Here is a 22,232-nt window from a genome sequence, read left to right on the forward strand (position 1 = left end):
TATTGAATGTGCCGGACCAGGATGGTCCGGCTTTTCTGTTTTCAAGGACGACATCGTGTTTACTTCCCCGGAAGCTCCCTGGATTTTTCTGACCTGCCTGCCCCACTGCGGCCGCGTTCGACGCCGGGCGCTGGTGGCCGAGATTGCCGATCCGGTCCGGTTACTGGCCATGAACACGGCCACCCTCACGGCCCTGGGTCTGGACGACGACAGCCTGGCGGCCATCCGCGCCTGGCAGGATCGCGACGAGCGCCATCCTGCGGTGGCAGAAACCCGCACTATTCTGGAACGATGCCAGCATCACGGCATTGCTACCGTAACCTGGCAGCACGGGGATTACCCCGATCCGTTGCGACACATCCACGACGCGCCCCTGGTGCTGTATGCCCGGGGCGATACCCGTCTGCTGAGCCGGGAGCAGATCGGCATCGTCGGCAGCCGCAAGGCCACGCCTGCGGGGTTGGATCATGCCCGACGTTTTGCCGCCGAGCTCGCGAACCGGCAATTGCTGGTGACCAGCGGTCTGGCCCTGGGCATCGACGGCGCTGCCCATGCCGGTGCCCTGGACGCCGGGCACCCGACCATTGCGGTGATTGGCTGCGGCCTTGACCGGATTTATCCCCACCAGCATCGGCGTTTGGGCGAGCGGGTAATCGCAGACGGGCTGATTGTCTCGGAGTATCCGCCCGGCACACCCGCCAGGGCGGCCCACTTCCCCCAGCGAAACCGGATTATCAGTGGACTGAGTCGGGGCATCCTGGTGGTGGAGGCGGGTCTGCGCAGCGGCTCCCTGATCACCGCGCGGATGGCCCTGGAGCAGGGCCGGGAAGTCTTTGCCATACCCGGTTCGGTCCACAGCCCGGTCGCTCGCGGTTGCCACCACCTGATCAAGCAGGGCGCACGCCTGGTGGAAACGGTCGACGATATTCTGGAAGAATTGGGGGCCTGGTGGTCGTCGGCGTCGGGGAGCGCTGAGGCCAGCGAGACCGCTCCGAAACAGTCGCAGGCGGGGCTTGAGCGCAGGGAAATCGCGGTCCTGGAGGCTTTAGGGTATGATCCGCAGTCAACCGATGCACTCAGTTCAGCCACCGGTCTCCCCGCCGATCAGCTCATGCAGGCACTGCTGCTCCTGGAACTTGAGGGGCTGGCCAGTTCCGCCCCGGGGGGCTATCAGAAGATCGTCTGAACTGGGTGCACCCATGGATCCCGGCCAAGGTGATGTGAACTCCGTGACCCACTGCGACAGCAAGCCGCTCTCTGACTGGCAACTGCACTGTGCCCGCCGTACCGTCCTGGGTGGCGGTGTGATTGCCTATCCTACCGAAGCGGTCTGGGGACTGGGGTGTGACCCCTGGGATCGGGACGCGGTGGCGCACCTCCTTGAGCTCAAGCAGCGCCCTGTGGAAAAAGGTGTGATTCTGGTGGCTTCATCCGTGGAACAGATCCACTTTCTGCTCGACCCTCTCCCCGAGAGCCTGCGCCGGGAAGCCGAGCGGCACTGGCCGGGTCCTGTCACCTGTCTGTTGCCGGATGTAAACCGACAGATCCCCGAATGGGTTCGTGGCCGGCACGTTTCCATCGCGGTCCGGGTGAGCGATCATCCTGTGGTGCGGGCGTTGTGTGAGGTCGCGGGCATGCCGCTGGTGTCGACCTCCTGCAATCCGGCTGGCCGCCAGCCCGCCCGACACATCTGGCAGGTGCGCCGCTATTTCGACGACCGCCTCGACTGGATTGTGCCCGGCGCCCTGGGTGGCAATCGCAAACCCAGCCGTATTATTGATATTGTCAGCGGTCAGCAACTTCGCTAGGAGCAGTTTATGGCACAGCAACCGGATAGCGAGGCGGTCAAGCAGTACCTGCTGGGCCTCCAGGAGTCGATTTGCCGTCGCCTCGAGGCGGTGGACGGCGGGGCATCGTTCATACGCGACGCCTGGGATCGGCCCGAAGGGGGCGGAGGCGTCAGCCGCGTGATCACCGAGGGGCGTGTGTTCGAGAAAGGCGGCGTCAATTTCTCCCACGTGATGGGCGAAACCATGCCGGCGTCCGCCACGGCGCATCGCCCGCACCTGGCGGGCGCGCCCTGGCAGGCCATGGGTGTGTCGCTGGTGATTCACCCGCACAACCCCTATGTGCCCACCTCTCACGCCAACGTCCGGTTCTTTATTGCCACGCCGGCAGACGGCGAGCCGGTTTACTGGTTTGGCGGTGGCTACGACCTGACGCCCTATTACGGCTTTGAGGACGACTGCGTGCACTGGCATCGCACCGCCCGCGATGCCTGCGAACCATTCGGCGAGGGTACTTACCACCGATTCAAGCACTGGTGCGACGATTACTTCTACCTGAAGCACCGGGACGAACCCCGGGGCGTCGGTGGCCTGTTTTTTGATGACCACAACACCGGCAATTTCGAGCAGGACTTTGGCCTGATGAAGGCCGTGGGCGACAGCTACATCGAGGCCTACGAACCCATTGTCCGCCGCCGCATGAATCAGCCCTGGGGCGAGCGAGAGCGCAACTTCCAGCTCTATCGACGGGGTCGCTATGTCGAGTTCAACCTGGTGTATGACCGGGGTACCCTGTTCGGGCTGCAGTCCGGCGGTCGCACCGAATCCATCCTGATGTCACTGCCGCCTCTGGTGCGCTGGGATTACAGCCGGACGCCGGAGGCGGGCTCGGAAGAGGCCCGGCTGACGGATTACTTCCTCACCGGTCGGGACTGGCTGGAGACAAGCCATGAAGAATGATCTGTACGCGGTTGTTGGCAACCCCATCAGCCACAGCAAATCTCCCCGCATTCACAGCCTGTTTGCCCGGGAAACCGGCGAACCTGTTGAATACACGGCCATCCAGGCGCCGCTGGAGGACTTTGCCGGTACCGTTACGCAGTTTTTCGAGCGCGGCGGCAAAGGCCTCAACGTCACCGTGCCGTTCAAGGAGGAAGCCTGGAACCTGGCCAAGCGGCGGACCGAGCGGGCCGAGAAGGCGGGCGCCGCCAATACCCTGTTCCTCGACGAGCAGGGACTGCTCACCGCGGATAACACCGACGGCTGTGGCATTGTTCGCGATCTGGTTGATAACCACGGCGTTACCCTGGCCGGTGCCCGTATCCTGGTGCTGGGCGCCGGTGGTGCGGTGCGGGGCGTGCTGGGCCCGATTCTGGCGGAAGGGCCGGCGTCGGTGACCATCGCCAACCGCACCCTCGCCCGGGCCGAAGCCCTGGTGTCGCTGTTTGCCCCGGTGGCAGGTGCGGCCCGTCTGGACGCGTGCGGGTTTGAGCAGCCGACGGAGCCCTTCGATCTGATCATCAACGGCACCAGTGCCAGTTTGCAGGGCGACCTGCCGCCCTTGTCGCCCAGGGTAATCGGCGAGCGCACGGTGGTTTACGACATGATGTATTCCCTGCAGACCACCACGTTCAACCAGTGGGCGCTGGAACAGGGTGCACAGATCGTTCACGACGGGCTTGGTATGCTGGTGGAGCAGGCGGCGGAATCGTTCCGGATCTGGCGGGGCGTGAGCCCGGCTACCCTGCCCGTGGTCGAGCAGCTGCGCAATGACTGAGCCTCACGGCCGGGAATGGGCTATGCTCAGGGTCAACCTTCCGTAGGGATTGTCCATGGATATTCTTACCCTTGTGGGGCTGGTGGCAGGCGTTCTTATTGTCCTTCTGGCCATGCTTGCCAACGCCTCCTTCCTTACCTTCCTGAACCTGCCGGGGCTGGCCATCGTGCTGGGCGGCACCTTTGCGGTGACCCTGGTTAAATTCCGCATGGCGTCGGTGATGAGTGCCTTCCGCCTGGCCATGTCGGCAGCCTTCACCGACCGGATGCCCCGGCCCACCGAGCTCATCCGGGAGGTCGGCGTGCTTGCCCAGGTAGTCCGGAAAGAGGGCATCCTGGGCCTGGAAAATCACCAGACCAACAACGAGTTTCTGCAGAAGGCGATCAACCTGTGTGTGGACGGCCATCCCCCGGAGCTGGTGGAGGAAGCGCTGGCGCAGGAAACCCAGCAGACCGCGGAGCGGTACGAAGTGGCGGAACGGGTGTTCCGGGGCATCGGAGAGTCGGCGCCGGCCATCGGCATGCTGGGAACCCTGGTGGGGCTGGTGCAGATGCTCAACACCCTCGATGACCCCTCCTCGATTGGTCCGGCCATGGCCATCGCCCTGCTGACCACCCTGTACGGCGCTTTCATCGCCCAGCTCATTGCCCTGCCGCTGGCCGACAAGCTTCAGTTGAAGGCGGAGGACGAGGCCCGCAACCAGATGCTGATCATCACCTCGATCAAGAACATCATGCGCGGCGAGAATCCGAGGGTCATGACCGAACTGCTGTCGTCGTTCGTGGTACCCGAGCAGCGCACCGGACTGGCGCCAGAGCGGGAGGCCTGAGCCCTTGGAACTGGTGCAGAAGCGCAACAGGAAACGGCTACAGAGCCAGACGCCGGCCTGGATTGTCACCTTTGCCGACCTGGCCACCCTGCTGCTCACCTTCTTTATCCTGTTGCTCTCCTTTGCGGAAATGGACGTGGAAAAATACCGGGCCATGGCCAACTCCATGGCGGTGGCCTTTGGTTCCAGCAACGTGCTGGCGGAGGACATCGGTGGCTCGCCCCTGACCATGATCGAGTCCGAGACCGTATCGCTGCCCGAACCGGTCGAATCCCAGGCCAGGGAACCGGAATTCATCGATGAACGCGCCGACGGCAGTGCCCCCACGCAGGTGCCCGGCGGGGTGATTGATCTGGCCAGCCGGATGATCCGTGAACTGGAATCGGAGGTGGCGTCCAAGGCCCTGAGCGTCAACTATGATCAAAGCCAGGTGGTCATCCGTTTCTCCGAGGAAGCCACGTTCCGCTCGGGGGAGGCGGCCATCAAGCCGGAGATGATTCCGATCATAGAACGGGTGGTGGAGGTGTTGTCCGCCTGTGAGGGAGACATTCTGGTGTCCGGGTACACAGACAACCGACCGATCTCCAGCGAACGCTACCGTTCCAACTGGGACCTCTCGGCTGCCCGGGCCGTATCGGTGGTCCACGAGCTGGTAATGAACCGGCAGGTGCCGGCCGAACGGGTGGTGGCGGCGGGTCGGGCGGAGACCAATCCGCTTGCGCCCAACGACTCGCCGGAAAACCGCGCGTTGAACCGCCGGGTGGAAATTGCCATTCGCAATCCCGAGTGCAGCGATCAGCTTCCGGCGGGGGAGCTGCCGGTGGAGATCAGGCCCTGAGCCTTATGCCGGGCCGGCAGTTGCTCATGCGCAATCCATATAACTGAAGTGCTTTCAGGGCCTTATACTGTGCGCCCGATTATTCACAGGCACAGCGGAGCAAAACAGCATATGAGTGGACCAGACAAACCCAAGGTCATTGGCGAGGAATGGAGCGATGAGCGGGTCAGGAGCTTTCTGGACCTCCAGCCGTGGGACCGTGCCATCAATGCCGACTATCACGCCCTGTTGAGAGCCTATCAGGCCATGCGGGCCGAGGATTTCGAGCGCTTTATCGGTTTCTTTGTGGCCGCTGGCCGTGATCTGAACGCGGTGGGGCCGGAAGGCGGCACCATTCTGGACCTGATTTCCGAGCATCGACGGAGCGTTGATTACGCCCGCGCCCTGGAACAGGCTGGTGCGCAAAAAACAGCCGCCGCCGGAGACTGACTCCGGCGCGGCGCGGGTTTCGGGCGTGAGGTCGCAGCCCCTCAGTGGACGTCGACCTCAATCGCCTTGGGCTCTTTCGGTTCAGCCTTCTGCAGGGTCAGGGTCAGCATGCCGTCCTTGAAGCTGGCCTTCACGCTGTTTTCGTCCACGTTGTCCGGCAACGTGAAGCGGCGCAGAAAGCTGCCGTAGAAGCGCTCAATCCGATGATGCTTCTTGTCCTTGGTTTCCTCTTCGTTCTTGCGCTCACCCTGAATGCTCAGCACGCCCTCATGGACGGTCACTTTGACGTCCTCCCGGGACATGCCTGGCAATTCCGCCTCAATGGTGAAGGCTTCCGGGGTCTCCTTGATGTCGACCGCCGGCGCCCAGTCGCTGCGACTGAACAGATCCTTGCCTTCCCGCTCGGCGGGCCGGGTCAGGCCGAACATGCGATTGTAGCGGTTCATCAGGTCTTCAAACTCATTGACCGGATTCCAGCGTGTAAGAGTGCTCATAATGCATCCCTCCTTTTCAACGAAACGAATCTGAATGGTTGAACATCAGCTTCGATCGCGGAACTGCTCCCTGTCGGTGGCGCCAGCCGACCGGATATCCGTGAACCTCTGCTATCTTGCAATTTAAGTACAGCCTGCAGGTTTTCAAGGGGCTAACTGGTGGAATTTTGATCCCCGTCAAACCATTGGTTGAGGCGTGAAATCTGGCCTTCAGGAGTCGCCGAACTGGTCGTGCAGGAAGGCGCGGAACCGGCTCATGGGGGCGCCTGCGGTGCGCAGATCCGGCCAGACGCCGGGCCGGAATCCGGGCAACTGACCGGACAGGAACGGCGCTACCAGGGCCGGGTCGGCACTGATCACGTGAACCACCACATCTCGGCTCGCGCCCTCGCCGGTGATCAGTGGCGCGGGCTGGTGGTCCCCGAGCAGGATCAACAAGGCGCTATCGCCCAGGTAACGGCCGGCAAACCCGCCGGCGGTGGCCAGGGCATAGGCAATGGCCTGGCCATAGTGCAGTCGAACCCTGTCCGGGTCCCGCCACAGTGACACCGGGGCTTCGCCCGCCCCCTGCCAGCGCTGGAAGATCTCACCGCGACCGATGGCCTCCCAGTCCTCCAGCACCGGCAGGATGGGCACCCAGGGCGCGTGACTGCTGATCAGCGCCAACTCGGCGAATACCGGCCGATCACTGCCCTGGCGCAGCTGCTGGAACCGGTACCAGGTGTACTGGTCGGGCATGGTGACCCAGTTGAAGGCCGGGCCCAGGTAGCCGAGGTCGTCATGGTCGTAGATCTGGCTGTAGCCGAGCAGGCGACCCTCCGGCCAGGGCTGGGTGATCGCCGGCATGATGGCCAGAGTGCGATGCCCGGTGCTGCGAAAATCGTCAATCAGGGTGCTGTAGCCGCTACTCAGGAGCGTTTCGTAGGCAAGCTGGTTGCCAATCCAAAGTCCGCTGAGTACCGAGGTGTGGCCCAGCCACGATTGGCCCCCCTGGATCGGCGATTGCAGCCGCCCGGTAGCCACGGTCAGCCCGGCGGCTTTCAGTTCCCGGGCCAGCGTGTCGAGGGCGGGCTGGGTCAGGGGCCGGTATCGGTCATCGGCGAGCGCCGAGATGCCATAGGATTCCACGAAACCGAAGATCACGTCCCGGCCGGCGAGCTGCGCCAGAGGGCTGGCCTGGCGCTGCCCCCCGGAACCCGTGCCCAACTCGCTGGCAAACGCCTGCTGGGTGTTATGGGTCTGATGGACCAGAGAGGCCTGATGGGCAACCAGCGCCCATGCAGGGCTGCCGATCCAGGGTGTGACGGAGCCGGCAGCAGCCAGCCCGGCCATCAGCCAAAGGGGCTTGCTCATTTGTCGGGGTGCGTGCTGGCCCACCTGGCCGAGCAGGCACCGGAACAACCAGCCGAGCGCCACCAGCGCTATAGCCAGGAACAGCAGCCCAGCCACAGCCAGTGCCGGGCCCAGGTTGGTAGTCAGCAGGTTCCAGGTGGCGTCCAGTAGCCCGATTTCCAGGTACAGGTTCAGGCCCCGGCCGAGACTCTGCCGGATCAGAGCGTCCGCCAGCACCAGCAAGACCAGCAGGGCATAGACGGCAGCCAGCACCGAACTCAATCGCTGGCGGTGTTGCGTCAGCCCGCACAGGGCCGCCCAGACCACGAGTGCCTCCACGGCAAGCACCGGGTTGTTGCCGGGCAGGGCCAGGGCCGGAACCAGCAGCAGCCCGTTGAGCAGCACCAGGCTGATCAGGAGACGGTGTCGAGACATAGCGGTTGCTCGTATGTTACCGGTTGCGCCTTGGTCTGTTCCGGCGGGTGCTCGCGGATTGCCTGGGCCAGGCGATGCAGTGTTTCCCGCCAGGGTGTGCCGGGCGCCGCCGACCAGGCATGCCGGTGGAGCTCCGCCAGAGCCCCGGGATGGTCGCAGATCCGGCTGCGCTCGCTGTTGCCGAGGGCAGCCGCGCCCCCACTGACGCAACGATCAACCAGCGCCTGCAGTGCGGCTCCCTTGCGACCGGTCATATCGGCCTGACGCGGCGGAGTGAACCGGGGCTGGTGCGGAGTCAGTACCGCCTGTTCAAACCAGCTCAGGTCCTGCCAGCGACGGGCCAGTGGAGGTGCTGAGTCGGCGGCTTCCAGCAGGCTTGAGGTGGCGGTGTCTTCCGGCACCCTGAGCCAGAGACCGGGAGCAGCCGGGCGGCTCAGCCACCGGGCCAGGCAGGGCATCAGCAGCACCGGCGCCACGACCGGCAGGGCCCAGGGTGTCAGGCCCGGTGCGTGCAACTGTACCAGTACCAGCACTCCGGCAGCTGCAACCAGGGGCAGAACAACCTGGCGCAGGCCGAACCCCAATCGGGTGTGGCCCGCTCGATTCTGGCCCTGCCAGGCCACCTTCAGGTTCATCAATGCGCCGAGTACGTGGCCGGTGTGGCAGAGCATGCGTGCCGGCGCCAGCACCAGTGCCAGTATGGTTTCGACCAGCGTGTTCATCCACAGACGCACGGTTCCGCCGAAACGGGCGGCTCGGCCTGCCAGCAGTTGGTCGACGACCGCCAGAATGCGGGGCCCGAACAGCAGCAGCGCTGTCATCGCAATCAGCACCAGCCCTCCGGCCGACCCCGTACTGCCACCGGCCAGTATGCCGGGCAGCGCCGGAGACGGGGCGAGGGGCATGGAGGCGACGTATCCGGAAAGGGCCAGAAACAACAGCCACAGGGGCGAGGCCAGAAACGAGAGAATGCCGGTCGCCAGGGCCATGCGGTGTGCGAACCTCAGACGCCCAAGGGTGGCGAGCAGCCAGAGATGCTGCAGGTTGCCACGGCACCAGCGTCGGTCCCGCCGCAGATCGTCGGCCAGCGTGGGCGGCGACTCTTCATAACTGCCGCCAATGGCCGGCTCCAGCCAGACTTCATAGCCGGCCCGGCCCATCAGTGCCGCTTCCACGAAATCGTGACTGAGCACAGAGCCCCGAAAGAGACCGGGCCCCCGGAGACGGCGCAGGCCGCAATGCCGTATGAACGGGGCCACCCGGATAATCGCGTTGTGGCCCCAATAGGCGGCATCCCCCAACTGAATGGCCGCAAGGCCGGCGGCGAAGAGCCGGCAGTAGCAGCGGTTGGCGAACTGCTGCAGACGGGCGAAGCGGGTATCGGCCCGAGCCAGGCGCGGCGCGGTCTGGATAATGCCTGCCTGGGGCCGGGATTCCATCAGGAGCACCAGCCGCCGGACACAATCGCCCGTGAGCAGGCTGTCGGCGTCCAGCACGATCATGTACCGGTACAGGCGCCCCCAGCGACGCAGGAAATCGGCGATGTTGCCGCTCTTGTGGTTCAGGTTGAGGGTGCGACGCCGATAGAACAGCCTGCCGTGGGCGTCCAGCTCATCGCAGAGCCGGGCGCAGGCGGCCTGTTCCTCCAGCCAGACTTCCGGATCCTGACTGTCGGACAGCACATAGCAGTCCATAATTTCGCCGCGGGACTGCATATCCTGGTAAATGGCACGCAGCCCGGCGAGGGTTCGCTGTACCGGTTCGTGGCAGATTGGCATCACCAGTGCCGTGGCTGGCAGGGAGCCGGCTTGCGAATGCGGGTGGGGCGTGGCTCGGGCCAGACTCCAGGGATCCCCGCCCCGGCGCAGCGCCACGAAGCCAAAGACGGCGGTCCAGAAACCCAGGCCAATCCAGGCAAACAGAACGCCAAACACCGTCATCAGCGCCGGCACCGCCCAGCCCTGGGCGGGTTCCGGCAGAGTGCCTGCGAACAGCCACAGCCCAGTTGCCGTCTGGCCAGCCACCAGCGTTGCCAGTAGCAGGCGCCGGCGAAAGGCCACCGGCCGCCAGCAACCGCTGCGGCTCATTCGGGATAGCCCATGCTGGACCGTGCAATCGGGGGCAACCGCTGACTGCGGGGAGGGGGCGACAGGCCGAGGGTACCGGATAGCTGTTCCAGCGGCTCCGCTGCCTGCCGTGCTGCGTCGTCAGCGAGCAGCCGTTGCAGCTGTACTCGCGTTCCCGGGTCTGTCTCATGACCGGCCGCCTGCAAATACAGAAGTGCGCGCAAATAGGGTTGATCTGGCGTATCCACGATGGTCTCCGCTCTCCACATTCCGAGCCAGATTCCCGACCAGGTGCCTTGCAGCAGTACGAACTGCGGTCAGCGATAACCGGCCTGTCAGGGAAGACTCGGGCGTAAACTCTGATACGCCGTGGAGACCGGCTTCAGACCACTGGTTTACTGATCGTTAAGGTACTCATCCTTCAGCCGGACATAATTGGCGGCGGTGTAGGTAAAAAAGCTCCGTTCCTTCTCTGTCAGCGCCCTCGCCTTCTTGCACGGCGAGCCGACGTAGAGATGCCCGGACTCCAGGGTCTTCCCCGGTGGTACCAGACAGCCGGCAGCCACGATCACCTCGTCCTCCACCACGGCCCCGTCCATGATGATACAGCCCATGCCCACCAGCACCCGGCTACCAATGGTGCAGCCATGCAGCAGCGCCTTGTGGCCCACGGTCACATCGTCACCGAGCGTGAGCGGATAGCCGCCGGGGTTGTAGTCACTGGCGTGGGTGATGTGCAGCACCGAGCCATCCTGGATGCTGCAACGATGGCCAATGCGAATTTCATGCATATCGCCCCGCACCACGGTCATTGGCCATATGGAAACATCATCACCGGTTTTAACATTGCCAATCACCACGGCACTTGGATCCACCCAGGCCCGTTCCCCAAAATATGGCGTAGTGCCCTTGTGCGCGCGTATATTCGTCATTACATAGTACCTGCTATGGATTTACCCGGAGGCCCGAGGCGCCTGTGGGTGAGGCCTTTCCAAAACTGTCTGTCGCCAGGGATGGCGACAGTCAAGCGTCACAGGGATGTGCCGCCAGGAGCGAGTTTTGGAAAGGCCTCACCCACAGGTGCCAACCTCGGACTTACACAAACTGAAACTACCCAAGATTCGACCAGCTGAGAAGGGGACCTATGAATAACCCGTTACTGACTGACGACCTGTTGCCGAAGTTTGACCATGTCCGCACCGAGCACATGGAAACGGCCATCGACCAGATTCTCAGTGAAAACCGGATGAAGATCAGCCAACTGGCCGAACAGGAAGACCCCACATGGGAAACCCTGGCCCAGCCGGTACAGGCCCTGGACGACAAACTGAGCCGCGCCTGGTCCGTGATCTCGCACCTTAACGGCGTGATGAACAACGACGAATTGCGCCAGGTCTACAAGCGCTGCCTGGAAAAGCTGACCGAATACAGCACCGAAGTCAGCCAGAATGAGACCCTGTGCAACGCCTGGAAGAAACTGGCCGAACGGCCGGATTTCAAGGATCTTACAGAAGCCCAGCGCAAGGCCGTGGAAAACACCCTGAGGGATTTCCACCTGGGCGGCGTGGATCTGCCCGCGGACAAGAAAAAACAGTACGCCGAATTGTCCCGGGAGCTCTCCGAGCTGTCCAACAAGTTCAGCGACAACGTACTGGATGCCACCCAGCACTGGTACAAGCACATCACCGACGTCGACCAGCTGGCCGGCGTGCCAGAGACCGCCATCGAGAGCGCCAAACAGGCGGCCCGGCAGAAAGAGCTGGACGGCTACGTGATCACCCTGGACTTCCCGAGCTTCTACCCGGTGATGACCTACTGCGACAACCGGGACCTGCGCCGCGAAGTCTACGAAGCCTTCGTAACCCGCGCCTCCGACCAGGGCCCTGACGCCGGCCAGTGGGACAACACCCCGGTAATGGCCGAAATCCTCAAGCGCCGCCACGCTCAGGCCAAACTCCTGGGCTTCAACAACTACGCCGAGCGCTCCCTGGCCACCAAAATGGCCCGCAGCAGCGACGAAGTGCTCGAATTCCTGAACCAGCTGGCGGCCAAATCCAAACCCCAGGCCGAGAAAGAGTTCGCCGAGCTCAAGGCGTTCGCAAAGGACGAGTACGGGGTTGAGGATCTGCAGGCCTGGGACGTGGGCTACTACAGCGAGAAGCTGCGCCAGGCCCGCTACGACATCTCCCCGGAAACCCTGCGCCCCTGGTTCCCGGTGAACAAGGTAGTGCCTGGCCTGTTCCGGGTGGCGGAGAAGCTGTTCGACGTACAGATCGAGGCGAAACCCGAGGTGGAAACCTGGCACGAGGACGCCGCGGCGTATTGCATCAGCCGCAACGGCGAGCCCCTGGCCTGGTTCTACCTGGACCTGTTTGCCCGCCAGGGCAAGCGCGGCGGTGCCTGGATGGCCGACTGCCGGGTGCGCTGGCGTAACCTCCGTGGCCAGGTGCAGCTGCCGGTGGCCTTCCTCACCTGCAACTTCACCCCGCCGGTGAACGGCAAGCCCTCGCTGCTCACGCACGACGAGGTCACCACCCTGTTCCACGAATTCGGCCACGGCCTGCACCACATGCTCACCCAGGTGGATGTGCTGGACGTGTCCGGCATCAACGGCGTGGCCTGGGACGCGGTGGAGCTGCCCAGCCAGTTCCTGGAAAACTGGTGCTGGAACCCGGAATCCCTGGCGCTGATTGCCTCCCACCACGAAACCGGGGAGCCGCTGCCGGAGGATCTGCTGCAGAAGCTGCTGGCGGCCAAGAACTTCCAGTCCGGCATGGCCATGGTGCGCCAGCTGGAATTCTCCCTGTTCGACTTCCGCCTGCACGCGGAATTCACCGACGAGGCCCCCACCAACCCGCTGGATATGCACCGCAAGGTGCGCAGTGAGATTGCGGTGGTGGAAGCCCCGGAATTCAACCGCTTCCCGAACGCCTTCTCGCACATTTTCGCCGGCGGTTACGCGGCGGGCTACTACAGCTACAAGTGGGCGGAAGTGCTGGCGGCCGATGCCTTCTCATTGTTCGAGGAGAAAGGCATCTTCGACCCGGACACCGGCAAGGCCTTCCTCCACAACATTCTGGAGAAAGGCGGCTCACAGGAACCCATGGAACTGTTCAAGGCGTTCCGCGGTCGGGAACCCCAGGTGGATGCGCTGCTCAAACAGACCGGCATCACGGACGAAGCCGCCTGATACCGAGTGGTGTCGGGTTAGGCCCACGGCCGTAACCCGACAACCACTGCCCAAAGTTACGGGAGTTTTTTATGGCGAGTCCAAAACGCTTTATCGCCGGTGCGGTCTGTCCTCGCTGTGCGGAAATGGACAAGATCATGATGTTCACCACCGACGACGATGAGCAGGTGCGCGAATGTGTGGCCTGCGGCTTTACCGATGCCATGTCCGACACCGAGCAGCCGGCCAATCCGGAGCTCGAGACGCGGGTGAACAAGCGTCGCAATGAGGATGATCACACCGTCAAACAGGTGGTGTTTTTCAAGTCCGCTGCCGACGATGAGTAAGTTGTCTTTCCCAGCCTGATAATGGTCGGGCTGAGAGGCCATGGGCATGCTTTTCTTCTGGGAAAAACAACTCGCTTCGCTCAGACATCTTTTTCCCGGCAGAAAAGCACACCCATACCCTCTCGACCGGACTGTCCAGTGATTTCCAGAAAGACCCTCCAAGGAAAAACGGCTTGAGACAAAAGCCGTTTTTCATTCTTTATCCCTGGAAATATCGTTTTGTTCTGACGTGAGGGGGTTGGGGGTCTATTCCCCGCCAGAAACGGATGTCTGAGCGAAGCGAGTTCCATTTCCAAGGGGAAAAGACCCCCAGCCCCCTCGCAGCCCGCCAACCAGCAGGCTACGAGGAACAGCAAACTCCGAACTAGAGAACCATGGCCGCAACCCAACCGAAGGCGAGCAGCGGCAGGTTGTAGTGCAGGAACGTGGGCACCACGGTATCCCAGATGTGGTTGTGCTGGCCGTCGGCGTTCAGGCCGGCGGTGGGGCCCAGGGTGGAGTCGGAGGCCGGGGAGCCGGCATCGCCCAGCGCGCCGGCGGTGCCCACCAGAGCCACGATGGCCAGGGGGCTGAAGCCCAGCTGCAGGGCCAGGGGCACGTACAGGGCGGCGATGATGGGGATGGTGGAGAACGACGAGCCGATACCCATGGTAATCAGCAGGCCGACCACCAGCATCAGCAGGGCCGCCATGGCCTTGTTCTCGCCGATGGCCGCCACCGAACTGTCCACCAGGCTGGCGATCTCGCCGGTTTCCCGCATCACTTCGGCAAAGCCCGAGGCGGCGATCATGATGAATCCGATCATGGCGAGCATCTTCATGCCTTCGGTAAACAGGTCGTCGGCCTCTTTCCAGCGCACCACGCCGGACAGGTTGAACAGCACGAAACCGGCCAGCGCGCCCAGAATCATGGAGCCCAGCCAGAGCTGCACCACAAATGCGGTCACAATGGCTACCAGCGCCATCACCAGAGTGCGTGGGCTGTAGCGGGCGTCCACCCGTTCCGCTTTGGTGATGGTTTCCAGGTTATAGCTTCGACCGTTCCGGTAGCTGAAGAACACTGCAATCAGTAACCCGCACAACATGCCCAGCGCCGGCAGGGCCATGGCTTTCATGACGTTCAGGCCGGCGGCATCGACGCCGTTGGCGCTGACCTTGGCCAGCAGGATTTCGTTCAGGTAGATACCGCCAAACCCCACGGGCAGGAACATGTATGGGGTAATCAGCCCGAAGGTGAGCACGCAGGCCACCAGGCGGCGATCCATGTTCAGTCTGGCCATCACGTACAGCAACGGTGGCACCACCAGGGGAATGAAGGCAATGTGGATCGGCAGGACGTTCTGGGACGAGATGGCGATGGCCAGCAGCAGGCCGATGATCATAAAGCGCACGCCTTTGCCGGCGCTGCCCTCGTCCTGGCGGCCCACCAGGGCCAGGGCCTTGTCGGCCAGGGCGTGGGCCAGGCCGGACTTGCCGATGGCCACGGCGAAGGCGCCGAGAGTCGCGTAGGACAGAGCGACGGTGGCTCCGCCGCCCAGCCCGTTATTGAAGGCTTCGATGGTGGCTTCCAGGGACAGCCCGGCAATCAGGCCGCCGGAAACGGCACCGATGATCAGGGCAACAACTACGTGGATGCGGCACAGGCTCAGGGCGAGCATGATCGCGACCGCGGCGACAACGGCATTCATGGCAAAACTCCGGGTAGGAATTGAGGACGATCCGGCCCCTTTTGGGGACCTGCATCATGAAAAGCGCGGTAATGTGCCGGAAACGACTGCGGTAGTCAAAGCGGTTGTGTAACGGTCAGTCCTGGTCGAGGCGGGCAAAGCGGGGCACCTGCTCACCGGCCACCTCCACGGTTTCCCGGAACATGGCGAGGGGCCGCACCCAAAGGCTGTAATCGCCGTACAGGCAACGGTACACCACCATCTGCTCCTCGGTTTCGCTGTGCCGGGCGATGCCAAGCACCTCGTAATCCTTGCCCTTGTAATGTCGGTAGCGGCCGGGGCGGATGTCATTCTTGCGTTCTGTCATTCGGGGCCTCTAGGGGGTCGGGTTATGCTGGCGCTGCAGTATGGAGGACGTGCGGCGCGCAACCGTCTACACTGGAAAAAACCGCAGGGATGCAAACGACTGAGTCAGGGCCTGAAAGTGTAGAACAACCGGACGGGCCCGGAAACCGGAATCGGCTATGATGCGGCAGGTTTTCTGCATCTTTCTTCTGATAGTTTCGCTTGTACTGCCGTTGTCCGGGCCGGCGTGGGCCGAGCCTGTGGCGTTCCAGTGGCTGGAGGCCCCAGCCCGGGAGCTGTCATTGCAGGAGGTGCGGGCGTTGCCGCCGGCCGCCTGGCAAACGTCCAGCGCCGATGAGATCTTCAATCGCGGCTTCAGCGACGGCAGCTTCTGGCTGAAGGTCGAGGTGCCGCCGGAACCGGTCAACCGTGTGCTTGAGGTTGGCTACCCCCTGCTGGACGAAGTATCGGTGTACTGGGTGCTCAACGGGGAGGTGGTCGAGCGTCACCAGACCGGTGATACCCTGCCCTTCGAAAGCCGACCCATCTACCACCGCAATTTTGTGTTTCTGGTGCCCTCTAACACCGAGCCGACCACGGCGTATGTCCGGGTGAGTACTCTGGGCGCGGTCCAGATTCCGGTGGAGATCACGCCGTCGGCGCAGTTCCTGGCCAACGAACAGCTCTCCTACGGCTGGCAAACGGCGTTCCTGGGCATCATCCTGGCGATGGCGCTGTACAACCTGTTCCTGTTCGTGATTGTGCGCCACTCCACCTATCTCTGGTACGTGCTCACGGTGGTCGCCACCGGCCTGGTCCAGCTCAATTTTCATGGCTTGCTGTTCCAGTGGCTCTGGCCCAACCTGCCCTTCCTGAACCAGTATTTCACAGTGCCGGCAATCAGCGCGGCACTGTTCTTCGCCATTAATTTCACCCTCAGATTCCTGAACGTACGCCTGTACAGTAAGCCCAGCTACCGATTTATCCAGGTGGCGTGGGTTATCGCCATTGTCTGCTTCCTTTACGGGCTGTTCGGCCCTTATCAGTCGGGTATCGTACTGGTCAGCGTGTTTGCCACCGTGATGACACCGGCGGCCTGGCTGATCGGGGTGGTCGTCTGGCGCAAGGGGCAGGTCCTTGGCGGCTTCTACGTGCTTGCCTGGACGCCGCTGCTGATCGGCCACCTGATCCTCGCGGTCAGCAAACTCGGGGTCATGCCCCGCAGTTTTCTCACCGAGTTCGTGCCCCAGGTGGGAGTGGCCCTGGAAGTGATCCTGCTGTCCTTTGCCATGGCCTACCGGATCAACCTGGAACGTCGTCGGCGTCAGGAAGCCCAGGAGCAGGCGCTGGTGATCCAGCAGCAGGCCAACCAGACCCTGGAGATGCGGGTGCAGGAGCGTACTGAGGAGCTGGAGCGGGCCAATGACCAGCTCAGGGCCATCAGTCTGACCGATGGACTGACTCACGTGGCCAACCGTCGCCGGTTTGACCAGAAGCTGGACGACGAGTGGAAGCGCGCCCTGCGACAGGGCCACCCGTTGAGTCTGCTCCTGATCGATATCGACCATTTCAAGCGGGTCAACGATGACCACGGCCATCTGGTGGGCGATGACTGCCTGACAGAGGTGGCCAGCCTGTGCACCGAAGAAGTGCAGCGGTCCGGGGATCTGCTGGCCCGATACGGTGGCGAGGAGTTCAGCATCCTGCTGCCGGCCACACCCGAGGATGGCGCCGTTCGCGTGGCGGAGCGGGTCCGGCTGGCGGTGGCCCGGTCTCCGGTTTATTCCGGAGAGCACATGGCGCCGGTCCACCTGACCATCAGCGTCGGGGTGGCGACGCTCATTCCCACCGCCGATCTTGAACCCCAGGAGTTGATTCGCCAGGCGGATGAGGCCCTGTACGCCGCCAAGGCGGCGGGCCGCAACCGCGTGATGGTAGCGCGGGGCTTTCGGGCGGCGGTGGCGCCTAGTTCTTGAGCTTGTAGCGGCCCGGGCCGAGGAAAATGACCGCCACCGCCGTGAACAGGAAGAAGCCCTGGAGCTCCAGTGCCCAGCCGCCGTTGCCGCCGAGGCTCAGCAGTTGGTGCGCGTGTACCAGGGCAATGGCAAACAGCATGTTGAAGACGATGATCAGGGCGCCAATGCGGGTCTGGTAGCCGAGAATGACCATCAGCGGCGCCAGCACTTCGCCGACATACACGCCATAGGCCAGCACCGTTGGCAGGCCATGACTGGCCAGTTCGCCCTCGATAAAGCCGATGCCGTTGAGCAGCTTGGCAATGCCGTGAAACAGCATGAGGCCACCCAGGGTCAGGCGGATGATCAGTTTTCCAACGTCAGCGTTTTCGAGCAAGGTCCGGTCTCCGTGTCAGGTGTTAAAGGTTGCGGATGTCAGGATACAGGGGAACGAGGCGCTTGATCATCCGGTTCTGGGCGCCGGTGGGCACATCGTTTTCCTCCATGGCGAGGATCAGATGCTCAGCCAGGGCATTGAACTGGGTATCGGTGATGGCCATGTCTGCGTGCAGTTCCCGCATTTCGCGGCCAGTGTAGGTGCAGGGGCCGCCGCTGAGCTCACATAGCTGGTCGGTCAGGTTACGGTGGAACTGGGCCACATTCACCCCTTTGAACTGATGGTTGATGCGGTCGTCTTCCACAATCCGATACAAAAGATCCTCGACAATCCGGGCAATACCCTGCCGTTCCCCCAGTTGCTGGTAGAGGGTGGGTTCGGGTGTGCCCTGCAGGGCCTGACAGCCGGCGAGCACCAGAGCTGCCGCCAGTACGGTGAATCGGGTCATCATCAGAAACTCCCCTGCAGAGACAGGTAAAACCCTTGCTGGTCCTCCAGAGTGGCCACATCACCCAGGTTCACCAGCGCCGCGGTCACGGCCAGGCGCCGGTCTGGCACCCAGGCCACAAACACATCCCACCAGTCGTCTTCGGCGGCAAAACCCAGGTTGTCGGGTTTTTGCCGGTATTCCCCGCCCACCAGCCACTGGCGGTTGAGAAACAGTCCCACGCTGCCCTCCACCATCCACTCGTAGCTGTTGTTGCGATCACCGCCGAACCCCAGCAGGCCGCCCTGGTTGGCGCGGGTGCCACGGGTGGTCACGTTGACCAGCAGGTTGCGGTTCAGCACCGCGGCGAAGAACAGCTTGCTGCCGCCGAAGTAGACATCGGTGCCGCTGTCGTCCCGGGCGCCGATGGCCGAGGGTACCGTGAAGTCACCTTGGCGCTTGTGCTGGATGCCCGCAGACCACTGCCCCCAGGGGCTATAAAGAACATCTCCGAACAGCCGCAGCTTGGCCCCGAAAATATCCTGGTTCAGTTCGTCCTGTTCCAGCCCGAAGCCGTTCTTGAGGGTGAACACCAGGCTGTCCAGATCCAGGGTCTGGCGGGCCACCGTTACCTCAATCCGGTTGTTCCAGTTCAGGCCGGCCCCGGTGACCGACAGGCTGTAATCATCCACCTCGGCCCGGCTCAGGGTGAGCGTGCCGCCCCACTCCCGGTCGCTGGCGTAACTGCCCAGCAGGGCCCAGGGCACGAGGCCGCCACCGGCGGCGCCCTCGATGGTTGTGACACCACCCGTGGCCCAGATCCGGCTGCCGATGTCGGCAAAGGCCGAAGGAGCCGCCCAAAGCGCCAGCGTTAGCACGACGAGGGGTCGGATCATCATCCGGTGTACTCCCGTTTTGTTTCGCTCAATTCCGGTTCACGCTCGGCCAGCTTTCTGACGGTCTCCGCCAGATCGGCTGCTGCTACGGGCCGACTCAGGTAAAAGCCCTGTCCGAGGTTACAGCCCCAACGCTGCAGGAGCTGCCACGTATTATGGTTTTCAATGCCTTCCGCCACCACTTTCAGCCCCAGACCATGGGCCATCTCGATGGTGGACCGGACAATCAGCTGGTCCTGGGGCTCGGAATCCAGCTTCAGCACGAACGACTTGTCGATTTTCAGCTCCTGCACGGGCAGTGTGCGTAACTGCGACAGCGAGGAATAACCGGTGCCAAAATCGTCCACCGACAGGGTCACTCCCAGATCCCGGAGCCGCCTGAGCGTTGTCAGTGCTTCTTCCGGATCTTCCATCAGCGCACTTTCGGTAACCTCCAGGGTGATCCGATCCAGATCGTGGTGCCAGTTGCTGAAACTGTCGGCAACGTGCTGGATCAGCGAGTGCCAGGTCAGGTCCATGGCAGACAGGTTGATGGCAATGCCGGTGTCGATCCCGTCCCGGTGCCACTGGCGGGCGTCGCTGGCCACCCGTTGCAGAATGTGCGCGGTGAGCTCGTGGATCTGGCCAGACTGTTCGGCAAGAAAGATGAACTCCTCCGGCGAGACAAACCCGAGTTCTGGGTGGATCCAGCGCACCAGGGCTTCCACCTGCACCAGCTGGCCGGTGCGGCTGTCCAGCTTGGGCTGGTAGTTCATGTGCAAACAGTTGGTCAGGATGGCGGCATGCAGGTCGGTGATCAGTTTCAGCTCCCGGAGGTGACTTTCGTCGCGACCGGGCTGGTAACGGGTGAAGGGTTCCGGATGCGCCTCGGCCTGCTCGAAGGTGAGGTTGAGCCGGCGGCGCAGTGCATTGGTGTCGGCGGCATCCTCGGGCAACTCCATGGTCACCACCGTGACCCGCAGCGAAAACGGCGTCTGGTCGATCTGGAGCGGCGATTCGATCAGGTCGTGCAGTTCGCTGACCCGCTGATCCCGCTCTTCCGGTGCCATGGGCGGGATCAGGGCCAGAAACTCGCCACCGCCGGTGCGGGCAATAATGTGGGCGTCGGGCAGGGCATCCTGAAGACGCCGGGAGGTCTCCGCCAGCACCTTGTCGCCAAATTCCAGGCCCAGGGTGTCGTTGATGTCGGACAGATCGTTCAGGCGAATGCCGATCAGGGTGCAGGCTCCGGCACGTTCGAAAAGGTCCCGCGCCACGTCCATCAGCGCATTGCGGTTGCCCAGACCGGTCACGTCATCGTGGCTGGCGGCATAGCGGATCTGGGCCTCTCGTTCCCGGAGGCTTTTCAGCATGTCCCGTAGGGCATTGCGCAGCTGGGTCAGCTCGCCGCCGGCCCGGATCGTCGGTGGTTCGGGCGATTCGCCGTTGCCAATGGCGCGGGCGTAGCTGGCCAGCTGAAGCACTGGCTGGCCGAGGGTCCGGGCGATGATCAGCGCCAGCAGAATGGCGAACACGAGGATGGCGCAGACCAGCAGGGCCATCTCGACGGCCCTCTGGTAATAGCTCTGAAGCGTAGCATCCCGGCTGATCAACAGGATGGTCTGGACCGGCGCGGGATTGCCCTCTGTACTGCCCTCACCATCGCCGCCGCCGAGGTTGATGATGCGGGTAAAATAGCCCGAGCTTTCAATCAGGCTGCCGGATCCGGCAGCCCGGGCCAGTTCCCGGGTCAGCGTCTGGTCAATGTCGGTGGTTGCGGCAAACCGCTGGTATTGGCTGTTCGATTCCGAGCGGGCCCGGAAAATCACCGAGGTATCGCTCAGGCGGGCGATCACCTCGGCCAGCGCCTGGTCCATGGCAAAGCCGATGACCAGCCAGGCCCGCAGGCCTGGGGCCTCAACAGGAATCACCAGGACCTCATAGCCCTGCCCGTCGATGGCCCGGATCGAGCGGGCAAATCCGTCCTGGCGGGCCTTTGCCAGTTGGCCTGGTGGAATTTCGGGTAGGGGGTGGATTCCGGTGGTTGCCAGGGGTACGCCCTCGGTGTCCAGAATCAGGGCAAAGCCGGCGCCGACACGAGCGCTGTGGTTTTCAAGGGCGCTGGCGATGGTGGCCGGGTCCCGGCTGGCCACCGCGGATCGGAAACCAAAGTCACGAACCAGCACGCTCAGCCGGGACAGTTCAAGCTCGGTGCGCCGGTCGATCACCTCCCGGGTCAGGCGCTCGCCGATGGCCAACTGGTTCAATGCCCGGCTCTTCTCATCCTCGAACAGGTACACCATGAGCATGGCGATCACCACCAGGCTCACCAGCGCCACCAGTGCAATCATGGCGGCGATCAGTCGCCCACGGAAGCCAAGCCGGGAGACAATCCTCATCAAAGCTCACGAAAGCGTTGCTGGAGCAAATCCAGGGAGCTTTCCGCCGGAGCTTCCGGTACCAGCGACAGGGAAACCGAGGCCGGTTCGCTGGTGGTCACCTCCACGGTGATCGGCCGGGTGTTGTCTGGCAGCCTGGGGTGCCAGATCTCAAGCCCGATCCGTCCGGGACTGTCGGAACTCCGCGAGGGTTCCAGGGACAGCGTCACCTGGCCGGCATCATCGGTCGTGCCGACCGCCGGGGTGTCGGACACCACGACAAAGCCCTGCATCTGATCGTGAATGTTGCAGCCGAGCTCCACGACTCCGGGTTGGTCGAACACGATGGGTGCCTCCGGCCGGCCGGCGTAGAGCTCGATATTGAAGGTCTTGGCCGGAGAGAACGAATAGACGTGGTGCTGGGTGTTGTCCCGGTTCGGAAAATCCACGCTCGAGCCCACCGGAACCACCAGAATCTGCGGGTGAAATGCCCGGTTCTTCTGATAGATTTCCGCTGTGTCAGGAGTCGGTTTGTTGCGGGTATCCACGGAAACCACGGCGCCTGCAACAGGCTCTCCGGTGCCCTCGAGGGTCACCGTTATCGGCAACTCAAGTGCGACGGCAAAAACAGGACACGACGCCAATAACAGGATTGCTGGCAATCCAGCGGCAGATACTCTCTTCAT

22 protein-coding genes are annotated in these 22,232 nt (G+C 63.2%); 10 read left to right on the plus strand and 12 right to left on the minus strand.

What is annotated here, in order from left to right:
• The first annotated feature begins 55 nt into the window (after positions 1-55).
• The 7 genes from dprA (at position 56) to BM344_RS10510 (ending at position 5,660) form a co-directional block, all read left to right on the plus strand.
• Positions 56-1,186, plus strand: a complete 1,131-nt coding sequence (dprA, locus tag BM344_RS10480) for a DNA-processing protein DprA (protein ID WP_091989330.1) — start codon at positions 56-58, stop codon at positions 1,184-1,186.
• A 13-nt stretch (positions 1,187-1,199) separates the two neighbouring features.
• The gene (locus BM344_RS10485) at positions 1,200-1,808 is read left to right on the plus strand and encodes an L-threonylcarbamoyladenylate synthase (protein ID WP_091989333.1); all 609 of its coding nucleotides are present in this window, start codon (positions 1,200-1,202) and stop codon (positions 1,806-1,808) included.
• Positions 1,809-1,817: 9 nt separating this feature from the next.
• Positions 1,818-2,747 (plus strand): oxygen-dependent coproporphyrinogen oxidase, encoded by a 930-nt coding sequence (gene hemF / locus BM344_RS10490; protein WP_091989336.1) that lies wholly within the window; start codon positions 1,818-1,820, stop codon positions 2,745-2,747.
• Positions 2,737-3,564, plus strand: a complete 828-nt coding sequence (aroE, locus tag BM344_RS10495; protein ID WP_091989340.1) for a shikimate dehydrogenase — start codon at positions 2,737-2,739, stop codon at positions 3,562-3,564. The genes hemF and aroE overlap by 11 nt, the downstream gene beginning before the upstream one ends.
• A 55-nt stretch (positions 3,565-3,619) precedes the next feature.
• Entirely contained in the window at positions 3,620-4,393 is a 774-nt protein-coding gene (locus tag BM344_RS10500; RefSeq protein WP_091989343.1) for a motility protein A, read from the plus strand.
• A gap of 4 nt (positions 4,394-4,397) precedes the next feature.
• The gene (locus BM344_RS10505; RefSeq protein ID WP_091989346.1) at positions 4,398-5,231 is read left to right on the plus strand and encodes a flagellar motor protein MotB; all 834 of its coding nucleotides are present in this window, start codon (positions 4,398-4,400) and stop codon (positions 5,229-5,231) included.
• Between the two features lie 111 nt (positions 5,232-5,342).
• The gene (locus BM344_RS10510) at positions 5,343-5,660 is read left to right on the plus strand and encodes a PA4642 family protein (RefSeq protein ID WP_091989349.1); all 318 of its coding nucleotides are present in this window, start codon (positions 5,343-5,345) and stop codon (positions 5,658-5,660) included.
• Positions 5,661-5,701: 41 nt separating this feature from the next.
• Here the strand turns inward: BM344_RS10510 and BM344_RS10515 are convergent, their stop codons facing one another.
• From BM344_RS10515 to BM344_RS10535, 5 genes are all read right to left on the minus strand, one after another.
• Positions 5,702-6,154, minus strand: a complete 453-nt coding sequence (locus BM344_RS10515; RefSeq protein ID WP_091989352.1) for an Hsp20/alpha crystallin family protein — start codon at positions 6,152-6,154, stop codon at positions 5,702-5,704.
• Positions 6,155-6,364: 210 nt separating this feature from the next.
• A complete protein-coding gene (locus BM344_RS10520; protein WP_091989354.1) occupies positions 6,365-7,921 on the minus strand; it encodes an alkaline phosphatase family protein in 1,557 nt (518 codons plus the stop codon).
• A complete protein-coding gene (gene mdoH / locus BM344_RS10525) occupies positions 7,900-10,008 on the minus strand; it encodes a glucans biosynthesis glucosyltransferase MdoH (protein WP_091989357.1) in 2,109 nt (702 codons plus the stop codon). Before mdoH ends, BM344_RS10520 begins: the two co-directional genes overlap by 22 nt.
• Complete coding sequence (locus BM344_RS10530; RefSeq protein ID WP_091989359.1) at positions 10,005-10,256, minus strand: hypothetical protein; 252 nt, start codon at positions 10,254-10,256, stop codon at positions 10,005-10,007. Before BM344_RS10530 ends, mdoH begins: the two co-directional genes overlap by 4 nt.
• A gap of 126 nt (positions 10,257-10,382) precedes the next feature.
• Positions 10,383-10,919, minus strand: coding sequence for a gamma carbonic anhydrase family protein (locus tag BM344_RS10535; RefSeq protein WP_091989362.1), 537 nt, complete (start codon positions 10,917-10,919; stop codon positions 10,383-10,385).
• A 212-nt stretch (positions 10,920-11,131) separates the two neighbouring features.
• Between BM344_RS10535 and prlC the strand changes: the two genes are divergently transcribed.
• Together prlC and BM344_RS10545 are read left to right on the plus strand one after the other, a co-directional pair.
• A complete protein-coding gene (prlC, locus tag BM344_RS10540) occupies positions 11,132-13,177 on the plus strand; it encodes an oligopeptidase A (RefSeq protein ID WP_091989365.1) in 2,046 nt (681 codons plus the stop codon).
• Positions 13,178-13,248: 71 nt separating this feature from the next.
• Positions 13,249-13,503 (plus strand): YheV family putative zinc ribbon protein, encoded by a 255-nt coding sequence (locus tag BM344_RS10545; protein ID WP_091989368.1) that lies wholly within the window; start codon positions 13,249-13,251, stop codon positions 13,501-13,503.
• Between the two features lie 364 nt (positions 13,504-13,867).
• Here the strand turns inward: BM344_RS10545 and BM344_RS10550 are convergent, their stop codons facing one another.
• A complete protein-coding gene (locus BM344_RS10550; protein WP_091989371.1) occupies positions 13,868-15,190 on the minus strand; it encodes a Na+/H+ antiporter family protein in 1,323 nt (440 codons plus the stop codon).
• Between the two features lie 115 nt (positions 15,191-15,305).
• Positions 15,306-15,536, minus strand: a complete 231-nt coding sequence (locus BM344_RS10555) for a DUF1653 domain-containing protein (RefSeq protein WP_091989374.1) — start codon at positions 15,534-15,536, stop codon at positions 15,306-15,308.
• 157 nt (positions 15,537-15,693) lie between these two features.
• Here BM344_RS10555 and BM344_RS10560 point away from each other — a divergent pair, with 157 nt between their 5' ends.
• Positions 15,694-17,490 carry a sensor domain-containing diguanylate cyclase gene (locus BM344_RS10560; RefSeq protein WP_091989377.1) on the plus strand — a complete coding sequence of 599 codons (1,797 nt, stop codon included), beginning with the start codon at positions 15,694-15,696 and terminating at the stop codon, positions 17,488-17,490.
• On the opposite strand, the gene BM344_RS10565 is transcribed toward BM344_RS10560, so the two are convergent.
• The 5 genes from BM344_RS10565 to BM344_RS10585 are packed head-to-tail and all read right to left on the minus strand — an operon-like array spanning position 17,480 to position 22,232.
• Positions 17,480-17,866 carry a DoxX family protein gene (locus BM344_RS10565; protein WP_091989380.1) on the minus strand — a complete coding sequence of 129 codons (387 nt, stop codon included), beginning with the start codon at positions 17,864-17,866 and terminating at the stop codon, positions 17,480-17,482. The genes BM344_RS10560 and BM344_RS10565 overlap by 11 nt on opposite strands.
• A 22-nt stretch (positions 17,867-17,888) precedes the next feature.
• Positions 17,889-18,317: a group I truncated hemoglobin gene (locus BM344_RS10570; RefSeq protein WP_091989383.1), complete on the minus strand. Its 429-nt coding sequence runs from the start codon at positions 18,315-18,317 to the stop codon at positions 17,889-17,891.
• Positions 18,317-19,189 carry a DUF3034 family protein gene (locus tag BM344_RS10575; protein WP_208603429.1) on the minus strand — a complete coding sequence of 291 codons (873 nt, stop codon included), beginning with the start codon at positions 19,187-19,189 and terminating at the stop codon, positions 18,317-18,319. Before BM344_RS10575 ends, BM344_RS10570 begins: the two co-directional genes overlap by 1 nt.
• Positions 19,189-21,567: a putative bifunctional diguanylate cyclase/phosphodiesterase gene (locus BM344_RS10580; RefSeq protein WP_091989389.1), complete on the minus strand. Its 2,379-nt coding sequence runs from the start codon at positions 21,565-21,567 to the stop codon at positions 19,189-19,191. The genes BM344_RS10575 and BM344_RS10580 overlap by 1 nt, the downstream gene beginning before the upstream one ends.
• Entirely contained in the window at positions 21,567-22,232 is a 666-nt protein-coding gene (locus tag BM344_RS10585; protein WP_091991003.1) for a methylamine utilization protein, read from the minus strand. The genes BM344_RS10580 and BM344_RS10585 overlap by 1 nt, the downstream gene beginning before the upstream one ends.

The organism is Marinobacter gudaonensis (genome assembly GCF_900115175.1).
Taxonomy (GTDB): domain Bacteria; phylum Pseudomonadota; class Gammaproteobacteria; order Pseudomonadales; family Oleiphilaceae; genus Marinobacter; species Marinobacter gudaonensis.

Coding starts and splice junctions, on each gene's coding strand:
- BM344_RS10485 (WP_091989333.1), top strand. CDS start 1,200: ATGGATCCCGGCCAAGGTGATGTGAACTCCGTGACCCACTGCGACAGC.
- hemF (WP_091989336.1), top strand. CDS start 1,818: ATGGCACAGCAACCGGATAGCGAGGCGGTCAAGCAGTACCTGCTGGGC.
- aroE (WP_091989340.1), top strand. CDS start 2,737: ATGAAGAATGATCTGTACGCGGTTGTTGGCAACCCCATCAGCCACAGC.
- BM344_RS10500 (WP_091989343.1), top strand. CDS start 3,620: ATGGATATTCTTACCCTTGTGGGGCTGGTGGCAGGCGTTCTTATTGTC.
- BM344_RS10510 (WP_091989349.1), top strand. CDS start 5,343: ATGAGTGGACCAGACAAACCCAAGGTCATTGGCGAGGAATGGAGCGAT.
- BM344_RS10515 (WP_091989352.1), bottom strand. CDS start 6,154: ATGAGCACTCTTACACGCTGGAATCCGGTCAATGAGTTTGAAGACCTG.
- BM344_RS10520 (WP_091989354.1), bottom strand. CDS start 7,921: ATGTCTCGACACCGTCTCCTGATCAGCCTGGTGCTGCTCAACGGGCTG.
- mdoH (WP_091989357.1), bottom strand. CDS start 10,008: ATGAGCCGCAGCGGTTGCTGGCGGCCGGTGGCCTTTCGCCGGCGCCTG.
- BM344_RS10530 (WP_091989359.1), bottom strand. CDS start 10,256: ATGTGGAGAGCGGAGACCATCGTGGATACGCCAGATCAACCCTATTTG.
- BM344_RS10535 (WP_091989362.1), bottom strand. CDS start 10,919: ATGACGAATATACGCGCGCACAAGGGCACTACGCCATATTTTGGGGAA.
- prlC (WP_091989365.1), top strand. CDS start 11,132: ATGAATAACCCGTTACTGACTGACGACCTGTTGCCGAAGTTTGACCAT.
- BM344_RS10545 (WP_091989368.1), top strand. CDS start 13,249: ATGGCGAGTCCAAAACGCTTTATCGCCGGTGCGGTCTGTCCTCGCTGT.
- BM344_RS10550 (WP_091989371.1), bottom strand. CDS start 15,190: ATGAATGCCGTTGTCGCCGCGGTCGCGATCATGCTCGCCCTGAGCCTG.
- BM344_RS10555 (WP_091989374.1), bottom strand. CDS start 15,536: ATGACAGAACGCAAGAATGACATCCGCCCCGGCCGCTACCGACATTAC.
- BM344_RS10560 (WP_091989377.1), top strand. CDS start 15,694: ATGATGCGGCAGGTTTTCTGCATCTTTCTTCTGATAGTTTCGCTTGTA.
- BM344_RS10570 (WP_091989383.1), bottom strand. CDS start 18,317: ATGATGACCCGATTCACCGTACTGGCGGCAGCTCTGGTGCTCGCCGGC.
- BM344_RS10575 (WP_208603429.1), bottom strand. CDS start 19,189: ATGATCCGACCCCTCGTCGTGCTAACGCTGGCGCTTTGGGCGGCTCCT.
- BM344_RS10580 (WP_091989389.1), bottom strand. CDS start 21,567: ATGAGGATTGTCTCCCGGCTTGGCTTCCGTGGGCGACTGATCGCCGCC.
- BM344_RS10585 (WP_091991003.1), bottom strand. CDS start 22,232: ATGAAGAGAGTATCTGCCGCTGGATTGCCAGCAATCCTGTTATTGGCG.